17 protein-coding genes are annotated in these 17,059 nt (G+C 61.5%); 11 read left to right on the top strand and 6 right to left on the bottom strand.

From position 1 onward, the window contains the following. Positions 1-336: 336 nt before the first annotated feature. The 5 genes from ytfQ to GH983_RS15720 all read left to right on the top strand — a co-directional run bounded on the left by ytfQ (position 337) and on the right by GH983_RS15720 (position 5,679). Entirely contained in the window at positions 337-1,299 is a 963-nt protein-coding gene (gene ytfQ / locus GH983_RS15740) for a galactofuranose ABC transporter, galactofuranose-binding protein YtfQ (RefSeq protein WP_054147835.1), read from the top strand. Between the two features lie 105 nt (positions 1,300-1,404). Continuing rightward, positions 1,405-2,928, top strand: a complete 1,524-nt coding sequence (locus tag GH983_RS15735) for a sugar ABC transporter ATP-binding protein (protein ID WP_153762886.1) — start codon at positions 1,405-1,407, stop codon at positions 2,926-2,928. Then, complete coding sequence (locus GH983_RS15730) at positions 2,925-3,968, top strand: ABC transporter permease (protein WP_054147837.1); 1,044 nt, start codon at positions 2,925-2,927, stop codon at positions 3,966-3,968. Before GH983_RS15735 ends, GH983_RS15730 begins: the two co-directional genes overlap by 4 nt. After that, positions 3,965-4,945: a galactofuranose ABC transporter, permease protein YjfF gene (yjfF, locus tag GH983_RS15725; RefSeq protein WP_054147838.1), complete on the top strand. Its 981-nt coding sequence runs from the start codon at positions 3,965-3,967 to the stop codon at positions 4,943-4,945. Before GH983_RS15730 ends, yjfF begins: the two co-directional genes overlap by 4 nt. After that, entirely contained in the window at positions 4,942-5,679 is a 738-nt protein-coding gene (locus GH983_RS15720) for a FadR/GntR family transcriptional regulator (RefSeq protein ID WP_069043252.1), read from the top strand. Before yjfF ends, GH983_RS15720 begins: the two co-directional genes overlap by 4 nt. 31 nt (positions 5,680-5,710) lie before the next feature. On the opposite strand, the gene GH983_RS15715 is transcribed toward GH983_RS15720, so the two are convergent. Beyond that, the gene (locus GH983_RS15715) at positions 5,711-6,424 is read right to left on the bottom strand and encodes a GntR family transcriptional regulator (protein WP_054147840.1); all 714 of its coding nucleotides are present in this window, start codon (positions 6,422-6,424) and stop codon (positions 5,711-5,713) included. A gap of 260 nt (positions 6,425-6,684) precedes the next feature. Between GH983_RS15715 and GH983_RS15710 the strand changes: the two genes are divergently transcribed. The 6 genes from GH983_RS15710 to GH983_RS15685 all read left to right on the top strand — a co-directional run bounded on the left by GH983_RS15710 (position 6,685) and on the right by GH983_RS15685 (position 12,551). Beyond that, the gene (locus tag GH983_RS15710) at positions 6,685-7,773 is read left to right on the top strand and encodes an ABC transporter ATP-binding protein (RefSeq protein WP_069043253.1); all 1,089 of its coding nucleotides are present in this window, start codon (positions 6,685-6,687) and stop codon (positions 7,771-7,773) included. Between the two features lie 32 nt (positions 7,774-7,805). Further along, positions 7,806-9,095, top strand: a complete 1,290-nt coding sequence (locus GH983_RS15705; RefSeq protein ID WP_069043254.1) for a PotD/PotF family extracellular solute-binding protein — start codon at positions 7,806-7,808, stop codon at positions 9,093-9,095. A 134-nt stretch (positions 9,096-9,229) separates the two neighbouring features. Further along, complete coding sequence (locus tag GH983_RS15700; protein WP_153762885.1) at positions 9,230-10,135, top strand: ABC transporter permease; 906 nt, start codon at positions 9,230-9,232, stop codon at positions 10,133-10,135. A 1-nt stretch (position 10,136) separates the two neighbouring features. After that, entirely contained in the window at positions 10,137-10,955 is an 819-nt protein-coding gene (locus tag GH983_RS15695; RefSeq protein ID WP_153762884.1) for an ABC transporter permease, read from the top strand. Between the two features lie 4 nt (positions 10,956-10,959). Beyond that, positions 10,960-11,703 carry an aspartate/glutamate racemase family protein gene (locus GH983_RS15690; RefSeq protein WP_153762883.1) on the top strand — a complete coding sequence of 248 codons (744 nt, stop codon included), beginning with the start codon at positions 10,960-10,962 and terminating at the stop codon, positions 11,701-11,703. Next, positions 11,700-12,551, top strand: a complete 852-nt coding sequence (locus GH983_RS15685; protein ID WP_153762882.1) for a GNAT family N-acetyltransferase — start codon at positions 11,700-11,702, stop codon at positions 12,549-12,551. Before GH983_RS15690 ends, GH983_RS15685 begins: the two co-directional genes overlap by 4 nt. A 6-nt stretch (positions 12,552-12,557) precedes the next feature. On the opposite strand, the gene GH983_RS15680 is transcribed toward GH983_RS15685, so the two are convergent. Genes GH983_RS15680 through GH983_RS15660 form a run of 5 tightly spaced genes read right to left on the bottom strand, consistent with a single transcriptional unit; the run spans position 12,558 to position 16,971 of the window. Further along, a complete protein-coding gene (locus GH983_RS15680) occupies positions 12,558-13,058 on the bottom strand; it encodes a GNAT family N-acetyltransferase (protein ID WP_153762881.1) in 501 nt (166 codons plus the stop codon). A gap of 1 nt (position 13,059) precedes the next feature. Then, complete coding sequence (locus GH983_RS15675; protein ID WP_153762880.1) at positions 13,060-13,992, bottom strand: ROK family protein; 933 nt, start codon at positions 13,990-13,992, stop codon at positions 13,060-13,062. Beyond that, on the bottom strand, positions 13,989-15,173 hold the full coding sequence (nagA, locus tag GH983_RS15670) for an N-acetylglucosamine-6-phosphate deacetylase (RefSeq protein WP_153762879.1): 1,185 nt from the start codon (positions 15,171-15,173) through the stop codon (positions 13,989-13,991). Before nagA ends, GH983_RS15675 begins: the two co-directional genes overlap by 4 nt. Next, positions 15,170-16,192: an SIS domain-containing protein gene (locus GH983_RS15665; protein WP_153762878.1), complete on the bottom strand. Its 1,023-nt coding sequence runs from the start codon at positions 16,190-16,192 to the stop codon at positions 15,170-15,172. The genes nagA and GH983_RS15665 overlap by 4 nt, the downstream gene beginning before the upstream one ends. Before the next feature lie 11 nt (positions 16,193-16,203). Next, positions 16,204-16,971, bottom strand: a complete 768-nt coding sequence (locus GH983_RS15660) for a GntR family transcriptional regulator (RefSeq protein ID WP_069043263.1) — start codon at positions 16,969-16,971, stop codon at positions 16,204-16,206. Between the last annotated feature and the right edge of the window lie 88 nt (positions 16,972-17,059).

Genomic DNA, 17,059 nt, shown 5'->3' with positions numbered 1-17,059 from the left:
GAGCCGGAATCGCTCATGCGGAGGCACAGGCATCGTGCGTCGGGAAATATAAAGAAAACTGGTTAACAGAAAATTACGAAATTTAGGGAGGGCGAGCCGTAACCCCTGTATTTCAGGGCTTTCTCGTTCTCCTGCTTTGCCTATACTCGGCCAGTGCGGTCGGGTCGGTTAACCTTTCGACCTTCGAGGTTGCAGTGTGGGACGGTGAAGTGTAGCTAAAGTTTATGCTGCGATGCACAACATATAATAGTACTTTTGGACTTTACAGGTCTCGAGCCTTTGCCTATGCATAATGCCAGGCACCGTGGAGGCGGTGTCTTTTCAAGGGAGGACATCATGACATTTCTTCGCAAGCTTGCGCTCAGCGCAAGCGTGATTGCACTCGGCTGCTCGTCTGCCATGGCTGCAGACCTGACCGTTGGCTTCTCGCAGATCGGTTCGGAATCCGGCTGGCGCGCTGCTGAAACTTCCGTCACCAAGCTTGAGGCTGAAAAGCGCGGCATCGAACTGAAGTTCGCCGACGCACAGCAGAAGCAGGAAAACCAGATCAAGGCTATCAGAGGCTTCATCGCCCAGGGCGTAGATGCCATTCTCGTCGCACCTGTCGTCGCAACTGGCTGGGAAGACGTTCTGACCGAAGCCAAGGAAGCCGAAATCCCGGTCATCCTGCTCGACCGCGGCGTTGACGCTCCGCAGGATCTTTACCTGACCTCGGTCGCTTCCGACCAGGTGAAGGAAGGCCGCGTTGCCGGCGAATGGCTTGTCAACACCGTCGGCGACAAGCCGTGCAAGGTCGTTGAGCTTCAGGGTACCGTCGGTTCAACGCCTGCGATCAACCGCAAGAAGGGCTTCGAAGAGGCTATTGCCGGCAAGGCGAACATCACCATTGCCCGCAGCCAGACCGGTGACTTCACCCGCGCCAAGGGTAAGGAAGTCATGGAAGGCTTCCTGAAGGCCGAAAATGGCGGCAAGGACATCTGCGCCATGTACGCCCACAACGACGACATGGCCGTCGGCGCCATCCAGGCGATCAAGGATGCCGGCCTTAAGCCGGGCACTGACATTCTCGTCGTCTCGATTGACGCTGTTCCGGATATCTTCGCCGCCATGGTTGCCGGTGAAGCCAATGCGACCGTGGAACTGACGCCGAACATGGCAGGCCCTGCCTTCGATGCGCTCGACGCATTCATGAAGGACGGCAAGCAGCCGGAGAAGTTCATCATCACGGAATCCAAGCTCTACACGCCTGCGGACAACCCGCAGGGCGAGTATGACAACCGCAAGGGCCTCGGTTACTAAGGTAACCCTCCCGGCCGAGACCCCGCCCCACCCTGGTGGCGGGGTCTCTGTCGCTTTCTCCCGGCTTCGATCGGGGATAGCTTCATGGGAGAGGGGGAAGAGGCAATGACCGAGCATCCATCGATCGTGCTTGCAGCGGCGGGCATCACCAAAACATTCGGAAATCATACGGCGCTCGACGGCGTCGATATCGCGTTTCATCGGGGCGAAGTACACGCACTCCTCGGCGAAAACGGTGCCGGCAAATCGACGTTGATCAAGATCCTGACGGGCGCCTACATTCCCGATGGCGGAATGATCTCCGTCGATGGCGAGAACGTCAATTTCACGACGCCACAGCAGGCCCAGGCACTCGGCATCGGCACGGTTTATCAGGAGGTCAACCTTCTGCCGAACATGACCGTGATCGACAATCTCTTCATCGGCCGACAGCCGACCAACCGCTTCGGTCTGGTCGACAAGCGTCGGATGGAGCGCGAATCCCGCGAAATACTGACCACCTATGGTCTCGACATCGATGTGAAGGCCGAGCTTTCGACCTTTTCCGTTGCCGTCCAGCAGATCATTGCGATCGCGCGCGCCGTCGAACTCTCCGGCAAGGTGCTGATCCTCGACGAGCCGACCGCCAGTCTGGATCGGTCGGAGGTCGAGAAGCTCTTCGGCATCGTCCGGCAACTGCGCGACCGTGGGCTTGCCATCGTCTTCATCACCCATTTCCTCGATCAGGTCTTCGAACTCTCGGACCGCGTGACGGTTCTGCGTAATGGACGCCTTGTCGGGACGCAGGCGATTGCCTCGCTCGATCGGACCAGCCTGGTACGCATGATGCTCGGCAAGGACCTGGCATTCCATCATCCCGACGTTCTCGGCGAAGAGGGCGAAGTCGGCGAGACGCTGATGCAGTTCGAAGGTTTCGGTCTCACCAACAGCGTCCAGCCCTTCGACCTGAACATCCATCGCGGCGAAGTCGTCGGTGTTGCGGGTCTGCTCGGCTCCGGTCGTACCGAGATGGCGCGGCTGATGTTCGGCATCGATCAGTCCGATAGCGGCTCGATCAAGATCGACGGTTCGACGCGTCAGGTGCGCAATCCGCGCGAGGCGGTCGAACTCGGCTTCGGCTTCTGCCCGGAAGATCGCAAGATCGACGGCATCTTCGGCGACCTCTCCGTGCGCGAGAATATCGTGATCGCCATGCAGGCCCGGCTCGGCTGGTTCAAGGCGCTCAACCGCGACGAACAGCTGGAAATTGCCGGCAACTTTATCGAGGCGCTCGACATCCGCACGGCGTCTGCCGAGCTTCCGGTCAAGCTGCTCTCCGGCGGCAACCAGCAGAAGGTGATCCTCGCCCGCTGGCTCGCCACCGACCCGCGTTTCCTGATCCTCGACGAGCCGACGCGTGGCATCGATGTCGGTGCCCATGCCGAAATCGTGCGGATGATCAGCCGATTGCGGGAAGACGGATTGGCTCTCGTCGTCATATCCTCAGAGCTCGACGAGATCGTCAGCTATTCCTCGCGTGTTGTCGTCATGCGCGATCGCAAGATGGTCGCCGAACTGCATGGCGCCGACATCACTCCCGGTGTCATCGTCCAGACCATCGCCGCGCTGCCGGCGGAGGTCGAGGCATGAAAAGGCTTTCCATGTCGCGCATCATTTCCCCGCAGCTACTTGCCTTGGCCGGTGTGCTGTTCTTCAACTGGCTGGTCTTTCCCGGTTTCTTCAACATCACATGGCAGGATGGCCGGCTGTTCGGCAGCCTGATTGACGTCATCAATCGCGGTGCACCCGTCGCAATCCTGGCGATCGGCATGACCGCGATCATCGCGACCAAGGGGGTAGACCTTTCGGTTGGTGCCGTGATGGCGGTCGCCGGAGCTGTCGCTGCGACCTCAGCCGTCGCCGGGCAGCCCCTGATCGTGACGCTTGCCGCGGCGCTTGCCGTCGGAGTGCTGTGCGGTCTCTGGAACGGAGTTCTGGTCGCCTATCTCGGCATCCAGCCCTTCGTCGCCACACTGGTGCTGATGGTGGCGGGGCGAGGGGTGGCACAGCTGATTACCGAGGGGTCGATCGTCACCTTCTCCGATCCGGCGCTGATCTTTGTCGGCACAGGTTCGCTTTTCGGACTGCCGATGCCGGCCGTCATCGCGATCGTTCTCATGATCGTTGCGCATCTCTTCATGCGCCGCACGGCAATCGGCCTGTTCATCGAAGCCATTGGCATCAATCTTTCGGCGGCCAATTATACGGGGCTCCGCAGCAGGCTCGTGATCCTTTGCATCTATGCCTTCGGTGGATTTTGCGCAGCTATGGCCGGCATCATCGCCGCTGCCGATATTCGCGGGGCCGATGCCAACAATGCCGGCCTCTGGCTCGAGCTCGACGCGATCCTCGCGGTCGTCATCGGCGGTACCTCGCTGCTCGGCGGGCGCTTCTCTATTCCAATGTCGGTGATGGGTGCGATCATCATCCAGGCGATGAATACCGGCGTGCTCGTCTCGGGCTTCCCGCCGGAATTCAACCTGATCGTCAAGGCCGGCATGATCATCATCATTCTGGTGCTGCAATCGGCCCGGATCGCCCAGTTGCTCGGGCGCAAGTTCGGCCCACGCCAGGCGGTTCCGACCACCCCCACAAAGACCGCAGACCAAACTTCGGGACAGGCACGATGAATCCGCGTTATCGCCCTCTCGCCGCGACCACACTCATCTTCGTGATCGCCTACGCCATCTGCATTTTCCAGTTTCCGGCGATGTGGTCGACGCGGGTGTTCGGCAACTTCCTGACGGACAATGCCTTTCTCGGCATCGCGGCAGTTGGAGCCACCTTCGTCATCATTTCCGGCGGCATCGATCTCTCCGTCGGGGCGGTGATCGGCCTGACCGGCGTGATCACGGCCATTCTGATTTCCTGGGTCGGCATCCATCCCATGGCGGTCTTTGCGATCGTGCTGGTTCTGGCCGCGGCCTTCGGGGCGTCGATGGGCGCGGTCATTCATTTCCTCCAGGTGCCACCCTTTATCGTGACGCTGGCCGGCATGTTTCTCGCTCGCGGTCTGGCATCGGTGCTCAGCCAGGATTCCATCCCGATCGACCACGAATTCTATCGGACGATCTCCAGCCTCTACTACCGGCTGCCCGGTGGCGGACGTCTGAGCTTCATCGGCCTGCTCATGCTCGCCACCTTCCTCGTCTTCGGGTTCATCGCCCACAAGACGCGGTTCGGCTCCTATGTCTACGCCATCGGTGGCAACGTCAATTCCGCGTCGCTGATGGGGGTTCCGACCGGGCAAGTGACCATCGGCATCTATGCCTTGTCGTCCTTCCTGGGCGGGCTCGCGGGGATCGTCTACTCGCTCTACACTTCCGCGGGCTACCCGCTGGCGGCGGTCGGCATCGAACTTGACTCGATTGCAGCCGTGGTGATAGGCGGAACCTTGTTGACGGGCGGTTATGGTTTCATCTTCGGAACCCTGATCGGGGTCATGCTGCAGGGCCTTGTCCAGACTTACATCGTCTTCGATGGGACGCTCTCCAGCTGGTGGACTAAAATCGCCATCGGGTTCCTGCTGTTCATGTTCATCTTGCTTCAGAAGCTGGTGTTTACCGCGCAGACCGGGCGTACGCGCCTGAAGAAGGCCCCTGCATGAGTGAGCCGGGGAGCCTTCTTCGCTCCCTGTCCGGGCGGTCGACGGCGCGTAACTACCATTCGCATGTGATCAACGAGATCGGGGCCGGGGTTATCTCCGGCCGTTACCCGATCGGCACGACACTGCCGAATGATGCTGAATTGATGGAGGAATTCGAGGTCTCGCGCACGGTGTTGCGCGAGGCCTTGAAGACTTTGGAGGCCAAGGGGCTGCTCGAAGCCCGCCCGAAAGTTGGCACCAAGGTCGCCAAGAAAAGCCGCTGGAGCCTTTATGATCCGCAGGTGCTCGCCTGGCACCTGGAAGCCCCTGTTGATGCGGAGTTTCTGTCCGGGCTGCATGAGGTGCGCCGCTCGCTGGAGCCGCAGGCGGCGGCCGAGGTGGCGCGGCGTCGCACCGCCGACCAGATCCGCCTGATGCTCTACTGGATCCACCAGATGGAGACCTCGCTCGGCTCCTTGCAGAATTTTGCACTCGCGGATTTCGAACTGCACCGCATCATCGCGGATTCGGCGCATAATCCCTTCGTGCGGGCACTATACGGCGTCATCGAACTTGCCCATGCGCTGGCCTACAAGGCGCTGATGGCGGCACCGGATCCCTGCCTTCTGGACGCGGTCCTCGACAAACACCGGCTCTTGGTCAACCGGATCGAGTATGGCGACGAGGCCGGAGCCAGAAATGCCATGCTCGAGACCATTGAGCACGACCGCGAGGTGGCGCAGCGATCCGGCTGACACGCTCCAGGGTTGGCTGAGGTCGACAAGTTCAGAGAGCGAGCGCGTCCTTGAGTGTGCGGGCTTCGGCCATGGTGAGGTCGAGATCGGCCTCAATATGGTCGATGTGGTGCAGCATGAGATGCGTCGCCTTCTTGGTGTCGCCCTTTTCCAGCGCATTCAGGATTTCGTCGTGCTCGTCATGTCCGCAGCTCGAAATGCCGGTGCGGCCGTAAAGCGCGATGACGAGAGACGAGCGGGCGACAAGTTCGTCCATGAATTTTTCCAGCACTTGGTTGCCCGCCACCTTGGCCAGCATCAGGTGGAAATCACCCGACGCCTTAATCTCGGCGCGTCTTGCGTTCGCGCCGCGTTCGGTGCGGTAACGCGCCTCTTCCTTCAGGTGTTCGCGCAGGGCGGCGATATCGGAAGGCGTGATGCGCTCGGCGGCGGCGGCAATGATGCCGGCCTCGATCAGGCGGCGCGATGCGAAGACCTGGCGTGCCTCTTCCGTGCTCGGATTGGAGACGAAGGCCCCCCGATTTCTCTCGGTGCGGACCAGACCCTCGAAGGCCAGCATCTGCAGCGCGTCGCGCACGACCGTCCGGCTGACGTCGAAAAGCGTGCCGACTTCGGCTTCGGAGAGCTTTGTGCCGGGGGCAAGGCGTCGGTCGACGATCGCGTCACGCAAAGCGTCGCGGATCGCCCGGGCGCGGTCTTCGAGATTGGGGTCGAGTTGCCTGCGGAGTGAGCTGTTGGCGGTCATGGGATCATCCGGTGTCTGATAGTCTTGTAGCCCGCAGATCGAACTTGCGAAAGATCTATCCGACACCAAGGCTCCATAAGATTGCATACAATTTAGATCTCAATTTGAAGGCAATCGATTAATTGCTGTGCATGCAGTCGTATCAGTTGCTCATTCCTTTTGCGCTGCAGCAATTGCTTTCATGGGATTCAAGCACTTAGCGACGTGGCGTCGAACTGGCACGGCTTATGCATCGTCCTTTGCGAGACGAAGGAGCCGCCATGACGAAAGCCGCCGACATCGAACTCGCTGCCGTGACCAAGGTTTACGGTGCTGCGACTGCAGTTCATGCCATCAGCCTCAAGATTCCGGCTGGTACTTACTGCTGCCTGCTCGGCCCTTCCGGTTGCGGCAAGACATCGACGCTCAGAATGGTCGCCGGGCATGAAAGCGTGTCGTCTGGCGATGTTGTCTTCGGCAATAACAATGTGACCACGCTGCCGCCTGCGCAGCGTGGCACGGCGATGATGTTCCAGTCCTATGCGCTGTTCCCGCATCTCGATCTTGTCGACAATGTTGCGTTCAGCCTGAAGATGAAGGGTGTCGACAAGGAGACGCGCCGCGCGCAAGCGCTGGAGATGCTCAAGCTGATGCAGCTCGAGCCCTATGCCGAGCGTCGTCCGGCCCAGTTGTCCGGTGGACAGCAGCAGCGCGTAGCACTTGCGCGTGCCTTGATCACGAGGCCCGAGGCTTTGCTGCTAGATGAGCCCCTCTCTGCGCTCGACCCGTTTCTTAAGATCCGCATGCGCGCCGAACTGAAGAAACTGCAGACCTCGCTCGGCATCACTTTCGTGCATGTGACCCACAGCCAGGAAGAGGCGATGGCGCTCGCCGATTTGATCGTCGTGATGAACGAGGGGCGCATCGAGCAGGCGGCGACGCCGCGTGCTGTCTTCGAGCGGCCGGCCACGGCCTTTGTCGCGCGCTTCATGGGCGACCACAATGTGCTCACCGGGCGCATCGTCGAGCGCACCGCCGATGGCTTGTTTATCGAGGTGATCGGTGGCGGCCGCTTCTTCGCGCTCGGTGCAGCACCTGTCGAGGATGAAGCGGCCGATATCGCCATCCGCACGGATCATGTGCGCATTGGTGCTGTGCCGGCCGATGGTCTCGGCTTCGACGGTATCGTCTCGAATGTCGAATATCTCGGCGCCAAGGTGAAGCTGACCGTCACCACCGCCTTTACCGATGAATTCACCGCCGTCCTTACGGACGCGGCCTTCTTTGCCTCTCCGGTTCGCGTCGGGGAAGGCGTCACCCTGTCATGGGATCAGCCGGATTCGATCGTCCTCGGACGCATCGTGAAGTGAAGTCAAACCAATAAAACCAGGAGAACAGCGCAATGTCAGACAGCAGCAAGACGAAGAAGGGCGTATCCCGCCGCACATTCCTGAAGACCGCATCGGCCGCCGCCGGCCTCGCCGCCGGTTCGGGTGCCATCACCGGCTTCCCGACAATCTGGGCGCAGAACCCGATCACGCTTCGCCAGTTCGGCACGGGCGTGTCGAACATCAATGCCATCGCCCAGAAGTGCAAGGAAGACCTCGGCATCACGCTTGAGATGACGGCGACGGATTCGGACGCTGCAGCCCAGCGCGCCGTGACCCAGCCGATGTCCTACGACATCGCCGACATCGAATACTGGATCCTGAAGAAGGTCTATCCGACCGGCGTCATCCAGCCGATGGAAACCTCGAAGCTCAAGTTCTACGACAAGGTCGTTCCGCTGTTCAAAAACGGCAAGCTGCTGCCGGACAGCGTGATTGCGCAGGGGACTGCGCCGCACACGGTCGGCTATGTCGAAAGCAAGGATGCCAAGACTTTTGCGTCCGGCGAAACCGAACTCTTCACGATGATGCCGACCATCTACAATGCCGATACGCTCGGCATCCGTCCGGACCTCGTTGGTCGTGAGATCTCGTCTTGGGCCGACATCATGGACCCGGCCTTCAAGGGCAAGACCTCGATCCTCAACATTCCATCGATCGGCATCATGGATGCCGCCATGATCTGCGAAGCCATGGGCATCATCAAATATGCCGACAAGGGCAACATGACGCAGGCCGAGATCGACACGACGATCGACTTCCTCATCAAGGCGAAGCAGGACGGCCAGTTCCGCGCCTTCTGGAAGTCGTTCGATGAGTCAGTCAACCTGATGGCATCGGGCGAAGTCGTCATCCAGTCGATGTGGTCGCCGGCCGTTGCCGCCGTCCGCTCGAAAGGCATCGCCTGCAAGTATCAGCCGCTCAAGGAAGGCTATCGCTCGTGGGGTGGTGGTCTGGGTCTTGCCGCCCACCTCACCGGTGCGCAGCTCGACGCGGCCTATGAATACATCAACTGGTACACCTCCGGCTGGGTCGGCGGCTATCTCAACCGCCAGGGCTACTACTCGGCCTGCATGGAAACCGCGAAGGAATTCATGTCTGCCGACGAGTGGGGCTACTGGATCGAAGGCAAGGCCGCGACCGGTGACATCATGTCTCCGGAAGGTGCCGTGATGGAAAAGGCCGGTGCGGTTCGCGACGGCGGTTCCTTCGAAGAGCGCATGGGCAAGGTCGCCTGCTGGAACTCCGTCATGGACGAAGATCGCTACATGGTCCGCCGCTGGAACGAGTTCATCGCGGCTTGATCTACCACCCTCCCCTTGAGGGGGAGGTTAGCCACAAATGCCTTCTCCCCGCTTGCGGGGAGAAGGAGGCGGCAGCCGGATGAGGGGCAACCTTCCCGGTCCGCTCTTTTCGAAGCGACAGGAGACCTAACATCATGGTGGAAGTGCGATTTCTGGGTGTCGGCAAGCCGAAGCCGAAACGCGTCATCCGTGTGCCGCTTAGGCTCGTCTCCTATCTGCAGGCGACGCCGCTCATGCTCATCCTCGGCGCCTTCCTGCTGCTGCCGATCCTGATGATCGGGACGGTGTCCTTCTGGGACTACGACTTCGCCCAGATGTATCCTGACTTCGTCACCTTCAACTACACCGAGACACTCGGCTCCTGGGTCACCTGGAAGATCTATTTCAACACGTTGAAATTCGCCTTCATCGTCTGGGGGATCACGCTCTTCGTCGGCTTCTGGGTCGCCTATTTCCTCGCATTTCACGTCCGCACCTCAACGATGCAGAGCGTGCTTTTCCTCGTCTGCACCGTGCCGTTTCTGACATCCAATATCATCCGCATGATTTCGTGGATCCCGGTGCTCGGGCGAAACGGGTTGATCAATACCGCGCTGGTCAATGCCGGCATCGTGCCACAGCCGATCGAGTGGCTGCTCTATTCCGATTTCGCCGTGGTGCTTGCCATGGTGCATCTCTACACGCTGTTCATGGTGACGCCGATCTTCAACACGATGATGCGCATCGACCGGTCGCTCTTGGAAGCCGCGCGTGATGCCGGTGCCAGCGGCTGGCAGATCCTGACCAATGTCATCATCCCCCTGTCGAAACCCGGCATGGCGATCGGTACGATTTTCGTCGTGACGCTTGTTATGGCCGATTTCTCTACGGTGCAGGTCATGTCCGGCGGGCAGAGTGCGTCTGTTGCGCTGATGATGAAGAACCAGATGTCGCTGCTTCAATATCCGGCAGCTGCCGCCAACGCCGTCGTGCTCTTGGCGCTGGTTCTGCTGATGGTTGCCGCCATTCTGCGTGTCGTCGATATCAGGAAGGAGCTTTGAGATGAACACCGAGAAACGATCGCGCGAATTCTACGTGCTCGCCATCTTCTTCACCCTCTTCGTACTCTTCCTCTACGGCCCCTTGTCTGCAATTGTGATCCTCTCCTTCCAGGGGCCGAATGGCGGCCTTACCTTTCCGCTGAACGGGGTCTCGCTGCGCTGGTTCGCCAACCTGTTCGAGCAGCAAGCGGTCGGTGATTTCGGCGGTTCGTTTCGCCGTTCCTTCGCGCTCGGCTTCATGGTCATGGTGGTCACGGTGGTCGTTTCGCTGCTGGCGGGCCTTGCCTTCCGCCGCAAGTTCGCCGGGGCGACGGCGCTTTTCTATCTCTCGGTTGCCAGCCTCGTTGTGCCCTCGATCATCATTTCGCTCGGCATCGGCGTGTTGTTCAGCCAGCTGGGTCTTCAGCCGGCCTGGTATACATCCGGTTTCGGCGCGCATCTTACCTGGACGCTGCCTTTCGGCGTGCTGATCATGTTCGCGATCTTCAACCGTTTCTCACCTGCTTACGAAGAAGCCGCGCGCGATCTGGGTGCCACCTCCTGGCAGACCTTCCGCCACGTTGTCTTGCCGATGATCGCGCCGCCGCTGATCGGGGTCGGGCTCTTCGGCTTCACGCTATCCTATGACGAGTTTGCGCGTACGCTGATGACCTCGGGGACCTACAACACGCTGCCGCTCGAGATCTACGGCATGACGACCAATGTCACGACGCCTGTGCTCTACGCGCTCGGCACGGTGACAACGCTCTTCTCCTTCCTGGTGATCGCGGGAACGCTCGGCATCATCATGGCCATGAACCGCCGCAGAAGTCGGGGTTGATGGCATGAAGATTGCCGTCATCAATCCGAATACGACGACTAGTATGACTGCGACGATCGCGGATGCGGCGCGCCGTGTGGCACATTCGGAAACCGAAATCCTGGCGATCACCTCGTCGATGGGGCCAGTTTCGATCGAGGGCTATTATGACGAGGTCTTCGCGGTGCCTGGCCTGCTGGTGGAAATCGCCAAGGCGGAACGCGAGGGGGCAGATGCGATCGTCATTGCCTGTTTCGACGATACGGGGCTGGATGCAGCCCGGGCGCTGGCTGCTATTCCGGTCATCGGCATCTGCGAGGCAGCGGTCTCTACAGCCGCATTCATAGCCCAGCGTTTTTCGATCGTGACCACCATGGAGCGCTCGCGGCTCCCCGTCGAACATCTCGTGCACCGCTATGGCATGGGCAGCCGCTGCAAGGTGCGGGCGGCAGATGTGCCTGTTCTGTCCCTGGAGGATCCGAATTCCAACGCCCGCGATCGGCTGCGCAGCGAGATCTCCGCCGCTCTGAAGGACGACAGGGCCGAGGCGATCGTGCTCGGCTGTGCTGGTATGGCCGATCTAACGGCAGCGTTGCGGCAGGAGTTCGGCGTGCCTGTCGTTGATGGCGTGGCGGCGGCCGTGAAACAGGCGGAAAGCCTTGTTGCGCAGGGCTTGTCAACCGCCAAGCGCGGCTCCTATGCGACGCCGGTCTCCAAGACCTATCACGGCGAGCTCGCCCGTTTCTCTCCCGCTGCCATGGGCGTATGAGCGTGGCAGAGGATGTGCAGATCAGGGTGCTGACGGCTGGCGAAGTCGAGTATCTCGTTGGCTGGGCGGCGCTCGAAGGCTGGAACCCGGGGTATGGCGATGCCGCAGCCTTCCGTTCCGCCGATCCAGAAGGTTTCATTGGCTGCTTTGTCGACGGGCGGCTCGCCGCCGGGATTTCCGCCGTGCGCTATGGGGACGGCTTCGGCTTCATCGGGCTCTATATCTGCCGTCCGGATTTTCGGGGCCAAGGGCTCGGACGACAGGTGTGGGATGCAGGAATGGCGCATCTCGGGCACCGTGTTATCGGCCTCGACGGGGTTGTCGAGCAGCAGGCGAATTATGGCCGCATGGGTTTTGCGCCCGCCTATGACACCGTGCGCTGGAGCATCGAGCGCATGCCTGCCCTGCCTGCGAGCTTCGCACGGTGCGAGGCGATCACCGAGGGTGATACCGGCGAGATCCTTGGGCTCGATCGGGCTTTCTTTCCCGCGCCGAGAGAAGATTTCCTCACAGACTGGCTCAAGCCTCCGCGCCGCGCCTTCCTCTGCCGTCGGCAGGGTGTGGTGGCCGGCTATGCCGTGATGCGACCTTGCCTCAACGGCTACAAGATCGGGCCGCTGTTTGCCATGGATGGGCGAACGGCGGAGGATCTGCTCAAGATCTGCCTTGCAAACCTCAAGGGCGAGGAAGTGCATCTGGATGTGCCGGAATACCAGGAAGGGTTCCGCTACCTGCTCGGCCGTCTCGGCTTCAGGCAAGGTTTCCAGACGTCGCGCATGTATCGAGGCGAGCCGCCTTCCGTGCAGAAGACGGGCGTCTATGCGATCACCACACTGGAACTCGGCTGAGGTTTCTCAGTCCGCCATGCCTGACGGTGCGGCAAGCGGCAGCATCTCCTTGTAAATGCCGGGCGACGAGCCGGGGATGGCGATGGCACCGACACTCTTTTCATAGAAGCCCATGGGGCCGGCGCCGCCGATGATCGCATAGCCGTATCCCTGGTCGCGCATGTCGAGGAGCGTGCGGATCAAGAGGGCATGGCCGATGCCCCGGCCGCGGGCCTTCTCATCCACGCCGGTCGGGCCAAAGAAACCCTTCATGGTGGCCTCGTGGCAGGCAAAGCCGAGCAGCGTTTCGCCTTCATGGGCAATCCAGCAGGTCACAGGCTGGCGCATGATTGCCGCCGTCGCTTCGGCTGCCCAGCCGGCGCCGAAACGATGCTCGATCCAGGCCGTTATTCCGGCAAGTTCGGGTACCAGTGCGCGCCTTATGGTCACGCCCTGGGCCGTCATACGCTGTTCAAGGTCCGGATCGACGTGAAGCTCATAAAGCTTCACCAGCATGTCTGCGGCCATGTCAGTCTCCCCTGTGGTCTTTGGCGAAGTCGAGGCCAAGGATGGCAGCGCCGACGAGGCCCGGCTCCACACGGCAGGCTGCGGGAACGACGATCGGATTGCCGAACTTGCGCAGGATGCGTGCTCGCAAGGCCTTATCGATCCGGGTCAGCAGTTCCGGAACATTCGAAAGACCACCGCCAACGGGCAGGATGGTGGTTCCGGTGACATTGACCACGACCGAGAGCGGATCGGTGAGGATGTCGACATAGACATCGATGGTGCGTTCGGCCTTCGCGTCACCCGTCAGCCAGTCGGCGATGATTTCTTCGCTCGTCAGCTGTTCGGCGTGAATGTGCTTGTGCAGCTTTTCGAGGCCCCGCGCGCTGCAGATCGCATCGATACAGCCGATCTGGCCGCAGCCGCACTGGAAGCGTGGCACGTGTATCGGAGGCGTGCCGGCTTCCGTCGGCTGTATCGGCCCATGGCCCCATTCGCCGGCGAAGCCGCTCTCGTTGATCAGCTTGCCGTCTATGACGAGGCCGCCGCCGACGCCGGTGCCGAGGATGACGCCGAACACGACCCGATGGCCGCGTGCTGCGCCGATGCCGGCTTCGGCAAGCACGAAACAGTCGGCGTCATTGGCGACGATGACCGGCAGGCCGAGGGCGGCTTCGAGATCGGCCTGCAGCGGCCGGCCATGGATGCAAGGGATATTGGCGACAACGGCGTTCGCCGTATCCGGATCGATGACGCCGGCGATCGAGATCGCAATGCAGGCAGCGCGCTCCCCGGCGATGGCTTCGGCTTCCGCGATGACGGAGGCAAGTGTTGCGACGAAGGCGTCGAAATCGTGGATCGGGGTCGGCTTGCGCGGGAAGGGGCGGATGTCTTCGGGGTTCGTTGCGAGCGCACCCTTGATGGCCGTACCGCCGATGTCGAAGCAGACGATCATGCGAAGGCCCTGCTCGGCGCGGTGTCGGCAGCATGGACGCAGGCGCCTGCGATCCAGGTCGAGTGGATGTCGAGATCCGGGCTCAGGGCAATGAAGTCGGCATCCTGGCCTGCGGCTAGGCTTCCCTTGGTCTTGGCCCCAATGGCCTCAGCGGGATAGAGCGATGCCATGCGCAGCGCTTCTTCCAGGGGCTGTCCCAGTTTTTCGTGCACGTAGCGAACACAGGATAGCATGTCGATGTCGGCGCCGGCCAGTGTTCCGTCTGCCAGCGTCAGGCGACCATCGCGGCGGTAGACGGTTCGGCCGTTCAGGTCGAAGCTTGTCTCATCAGAGCCAATGGTCGACATGGCATCGGTGACGAGGAAGATGTGGGCGGTGCCGGTCTTGGAGGCGAGCGCGATCTTCATGGTGACAGGATCGACATGGAAGCCGTCAGCGATCAGGCCGCAATGCAGGGCAGGCGAGGTGAGGGCAGCACCCACGAGGCCGGGTTCGCGATTGCCAAGCGGGCTCATGGCGTTGAAGAGATGGGTGACGAGCGTCGCCCCGGCTTCAACATAGGCCTCGACGCTGGCGCAGCTCGTGTCGGTGTGGCCAAGGCTGACGCGGTAGCCAGCCTCAACAAGGCGCTTGACCTGATCCGGTGTGACACTTTCCGGTGCGACGGTGATCATCGGGATGCCGAAACGCGATGCCTGCTCGACGAGATAGTCGAGATCGGCTTGCGCCATCGGGCGGATCAGGGCCGGATCATGGGTGCCCTTGCGGGCGATCGAGAGGTGCGGGCCTTCCAGATGCAGGCCGAGATAGCCCGGCTCGCCAGCGGTAGCTGCTGCCTCGCCGGCGGTGATTGCCTCGCGCTTGATCTCCGGTGCATCCGTGATCAGCGTGACCATAAGCGCTGTTGTGCCGTAGCGGGCATGGGCCTCGCAGATCGTGCGGATGCCGGTGACAGTCGGATCGTTGTTGAACAGCACACCACCGCCGCCGTTCACCTGCAGGTCGATGAAACCGGGGGCAATCAGCGCATCGCCCAAATCCTGCCTGATTATGCCGGCGGGCAAATCGGCGCTGGATAGAACAGCCTTCACCTGGCCGTTGTCGACCAGGAGGGCTGCATCTTCGTGGAACTGGTGCCCATCGAAGATGCGGCTTGCAGTGATGGCGAAGGCTTGTCTCATTGGGTCTCGGTGACTTTCTTCAGTGCGACCGGCTTGTCGGGATTGAAGCCGCGGGCACGGGAGAGGGATTCGATAAAGCCATAATAGGGAACGATGAGGGCCAGCGCATCCGTGATTGGATGTCCGGTTGCGATGAAGGGCAGCTTGTGGCCGGCCGTCGCCTGATCCGAGGTGATGAAGCAGGTGGCATTGCTGGCCGCAAGCTTCGAGACGGTGCCGGCGATCGAGGCCTCGGCCTTGTCGCGGGCGGCAAAGGCAACGACGGGAAAATCACGACCGACGATCGAGACCGGACCATGCAGGACTTCGGCGGAGGAATAGGCCTCGGCGTGCAGTTCGCAGGTTTCCTTGCATTTGAGCGCGGCCTCGGCGGCAATGGCGAGTGCTGGGCCACGACCGAGCATGTAGAGAGAGTCTGCCGACTTCAGCGGTTCGAGCAAGGCGCTCCAGTCGAGGGCAAGCGCCTTTTCGAAATGCTCGGGCAGCGTGTTCACGGCGCGAGTGAGTGCGTCGTCACGGCTCCAGCTTGCAAGGATGGCAAGGCCTGCCACGATCGAATTGACGAAGGACTTGGTGGCGGCAACCGCGATTTCGGGACCCGCCTTGATGTCGATGGCGAAGGTTGCGGCATCGGCGAGCGGCGAGGGCAGGGTGTTGACCAGGCTCACCGTGGTTGCGCCGCCGTCCCGGGCTGCTCTGGCCATGGCAACGATGTCGGGGCTTGCGCCGGACTGGGAGACGGCAAAGGCTGCGGCCTTGCCGAGCTTCATCGGCGTCTCGTAGATCGAGGCGAGCGAGGGACCGAGCGAGGCGACCGGCAGGCCCATCTGCAGCTCGATTGCATATTTCAGGAAGTGCGCCGCATGATCGGAAGAGCCGCGGGCGATCGTGACGACCACGCCTGGGTCCTTGTCGCGCAGCGCGTTCGCCGCTTCTGATATCACGGTCCTGGAGCTATCCAGCAGTCGGGCAGCGGCTGCGGGGATCTCGTCGATCTCCTCACGCATCTTGGTGGTCATCGGGCAAACTTTCAGTCTTGAGGCTTCATGGGCGAGCCGATGCCGAGTTCGGCAACCAGGTCATAGGCATCGCTGCGATAAAGTGCGCGCGACATTTCCATCACGCGGCCGGTTTCGAGATAGGCAATGCGCTGCACCGAGAGGGCCGCAGAGCCGGGGGGCACGCCGAGCAGCTTGGTTTCCTCGTCCTTCAGGAGGACGGCAGAGATGCGCTGATTTGCCCGTACGGGCCGGATCCCGGCATCCAGCAGGCAGAGATAGAGGGAATCCTCTATTCTGTCCGGATCCGGCAGCAGGTCGTCCGGCAGGCTCGTGCGCTCCAGCGCAATCGGCATGTCGTTCGCCGTTCTCAGACGGTCGATCCGGGCGACACGGGCGCCACCGACGAGGCCGAGCATCATGGTTTCCTCGGCGGTCGGATAAAACAGGCCGCGTCCCAGCCAGCGAGAGCCTGCGACCATGCCGCGCCGGCGCATGTCTTCGGTAAAGGATGTCAGCTGGCTGAGCGGCTGTTGCATGCGTGGGACGGGTTTGACGACGAAGGTGCCGGACCCACGACGACGGATGAGCAGGCCTTCTTCCACGAGTTCGTCGATCGCCTTGCGCACTGTGACGCGGCTGATATCGGCCGCCTCGGCGATGTCGCGTTCGGCCGGGAGTGCGTCGCCATGCTTCAGGCGACCGGACGCGACGGCGTCCTCGATCATCTTGCGGAGCTTGACGTAAAGCGGTCCGCCACGGACCGATTGAAGCTGTTCCAGGGGAAGGGACGTGCTCATGCGGTTCCTCTGGCTTCGTGTTGGGGGACGCGCCGTCGGAGGGTCGATGTGCAATCCGTCATCAGCATCGGCATGTTTCCGTCCCTCG

It is taken from the genome of Agrobacterium sp. MA01 (assembly GCF_009650195.1).
Taxonomy (GTDB): domain Bacteria; phylum Pseudomonadota; class Alphaproteobacteria; order Rhizobiales; family Rhizobiaceae; genus Allorhizobium.
Note: the sequence above shows the minus strand (reverse complement) of the source record. Positions and strands in the feature narration are given on the sequence as shown.

What these genes read in the sequence shown, in the direction of transcription:
- ytfQ (WP_054147835.1), top strand. Translation starts at nt 337, where the DNA reads ATGACATTTCTTCGCAAGCTTGCGCTCAGCGCAAGCGTGATTGCACTC.
- GH983_RS15735 (WP_153762886.1), top strand. Translation starts at nt 1,405, where the DNA reads ATGACCGAGCATCCATCGATCGTGCTTGCAGCGGCGGGCATCACCAAA.
- GH983_RS15730 (WP_054147837.1), top strand. Translation starts at nt 2,925, where the DNA reads ATGAAAAGGCTTTCCATGTCGCGCATCATTTCCCCGCAGCTACTTGCC.
- yjfF (WP_054147838.1), top strand. Translation starts at nt 3,965, where the DNA reads ATGAATCCGCGTTATCGCCCTCTCGCCGCGACCACACTCATCTTCGTG.
- GH983_RS15720 (WP_069043252.1), top strand. Translation starts at nt 4,942, where the DNA reads ATGAGTGAGCCGGGGAGCCTTCTTCGCTCCCTGTCCGGGCGGTCGACG.
- GH983_RS15715 (WP_054147840.1), bottom strand. Translation starts at nt 6,424, where the DNA reads ATGACCGCCAACAGCTCACTCCGCAGGCAACTCGACCCCAATCTCGAA.
- GH983_RS15710 (WP_069043253.1), top strand. Translation starts at nt 6,685, where the DNA reads ATGACGAAAGCCGCCGACATCGAACTCGCTGCCGTGACCAAGGTTTAC.
- GH983_RS15705 (WP_069043254.1), top strand. Translation starts at nt 7,806, where the DNA reads ATGTCAGACAGCAGCAAGACGAAGAAGGGCGTATCCCGCCGCACATTC.
- GH983_RS15700 (WP_153762885.1), top strand. Translation starts at nt 9,230, where the DNA reads ATGGTGGAAGTGCGATTTCTGGGTGTCGGCAAGCCGAAGCCGAAACGC.
- GH983_RS15695 (WP_153762884.1), top strand. Translation starts at nt 10,137, where the DNA reads ATGAACACCGAGAAACGATCGCGCGAATTCTACGTGCTCGCCATCTTC.
- GH983_RS15690 (WP_153762883.1), top strand. Translation starts at nt 10,960, where the DNA reads ATGAAGATTGCCGTCATCAATCCGAATACGACGACTAGTATGACTGCG.
- GH983_RS15685 (WP_153762882.1), top strand. Translation starts at nt 11,700, where the DNA reads ATGAGCGTGGCAGAGGATGTGCAGATCAGGGTGCTGACGGCTGGCGAA.
- GH983_RS15680 (WP_153762881.1), bottom strand. Translation starts at nt 13,058, where the DNA reads ATGGCCGCAGACATGCTGGTGAAGCTTTATGAGCTTCACGTCGATCCG.
- GH983_RS15675 (WP_153762880.1), bottom strand. Translation starts at nt 13,992, where the DNA reads ATGATCGTCTGCTTCGACATCGGCGGTACGGCCATCAAGGGTGCGCTC.
- nagA (WP_153762879.1), bottom strand. Translation starts at nt 15,173, where the DNA reads ATGAGACAAGCCTTCGCCATCACTGCAAGCCGCATCTTCGATGGGCAC.
- GH983_RS15665 (WP_153762878.1), bottom strand. Translation starts at nt 16,192, where the DNA reads ATGACCACCAAGATGCGTGAGGAGATCGACGAGATCCCCGCAGCCGCT.
- GH983_RS15660 (WP_069043263.1), bottom strand. Translation starts at nt 16,971, where the DNA reads ATGAGCACGTCCCTTCCCCTGGAACAGCTTCAATCGGTCCGTGGCGGA.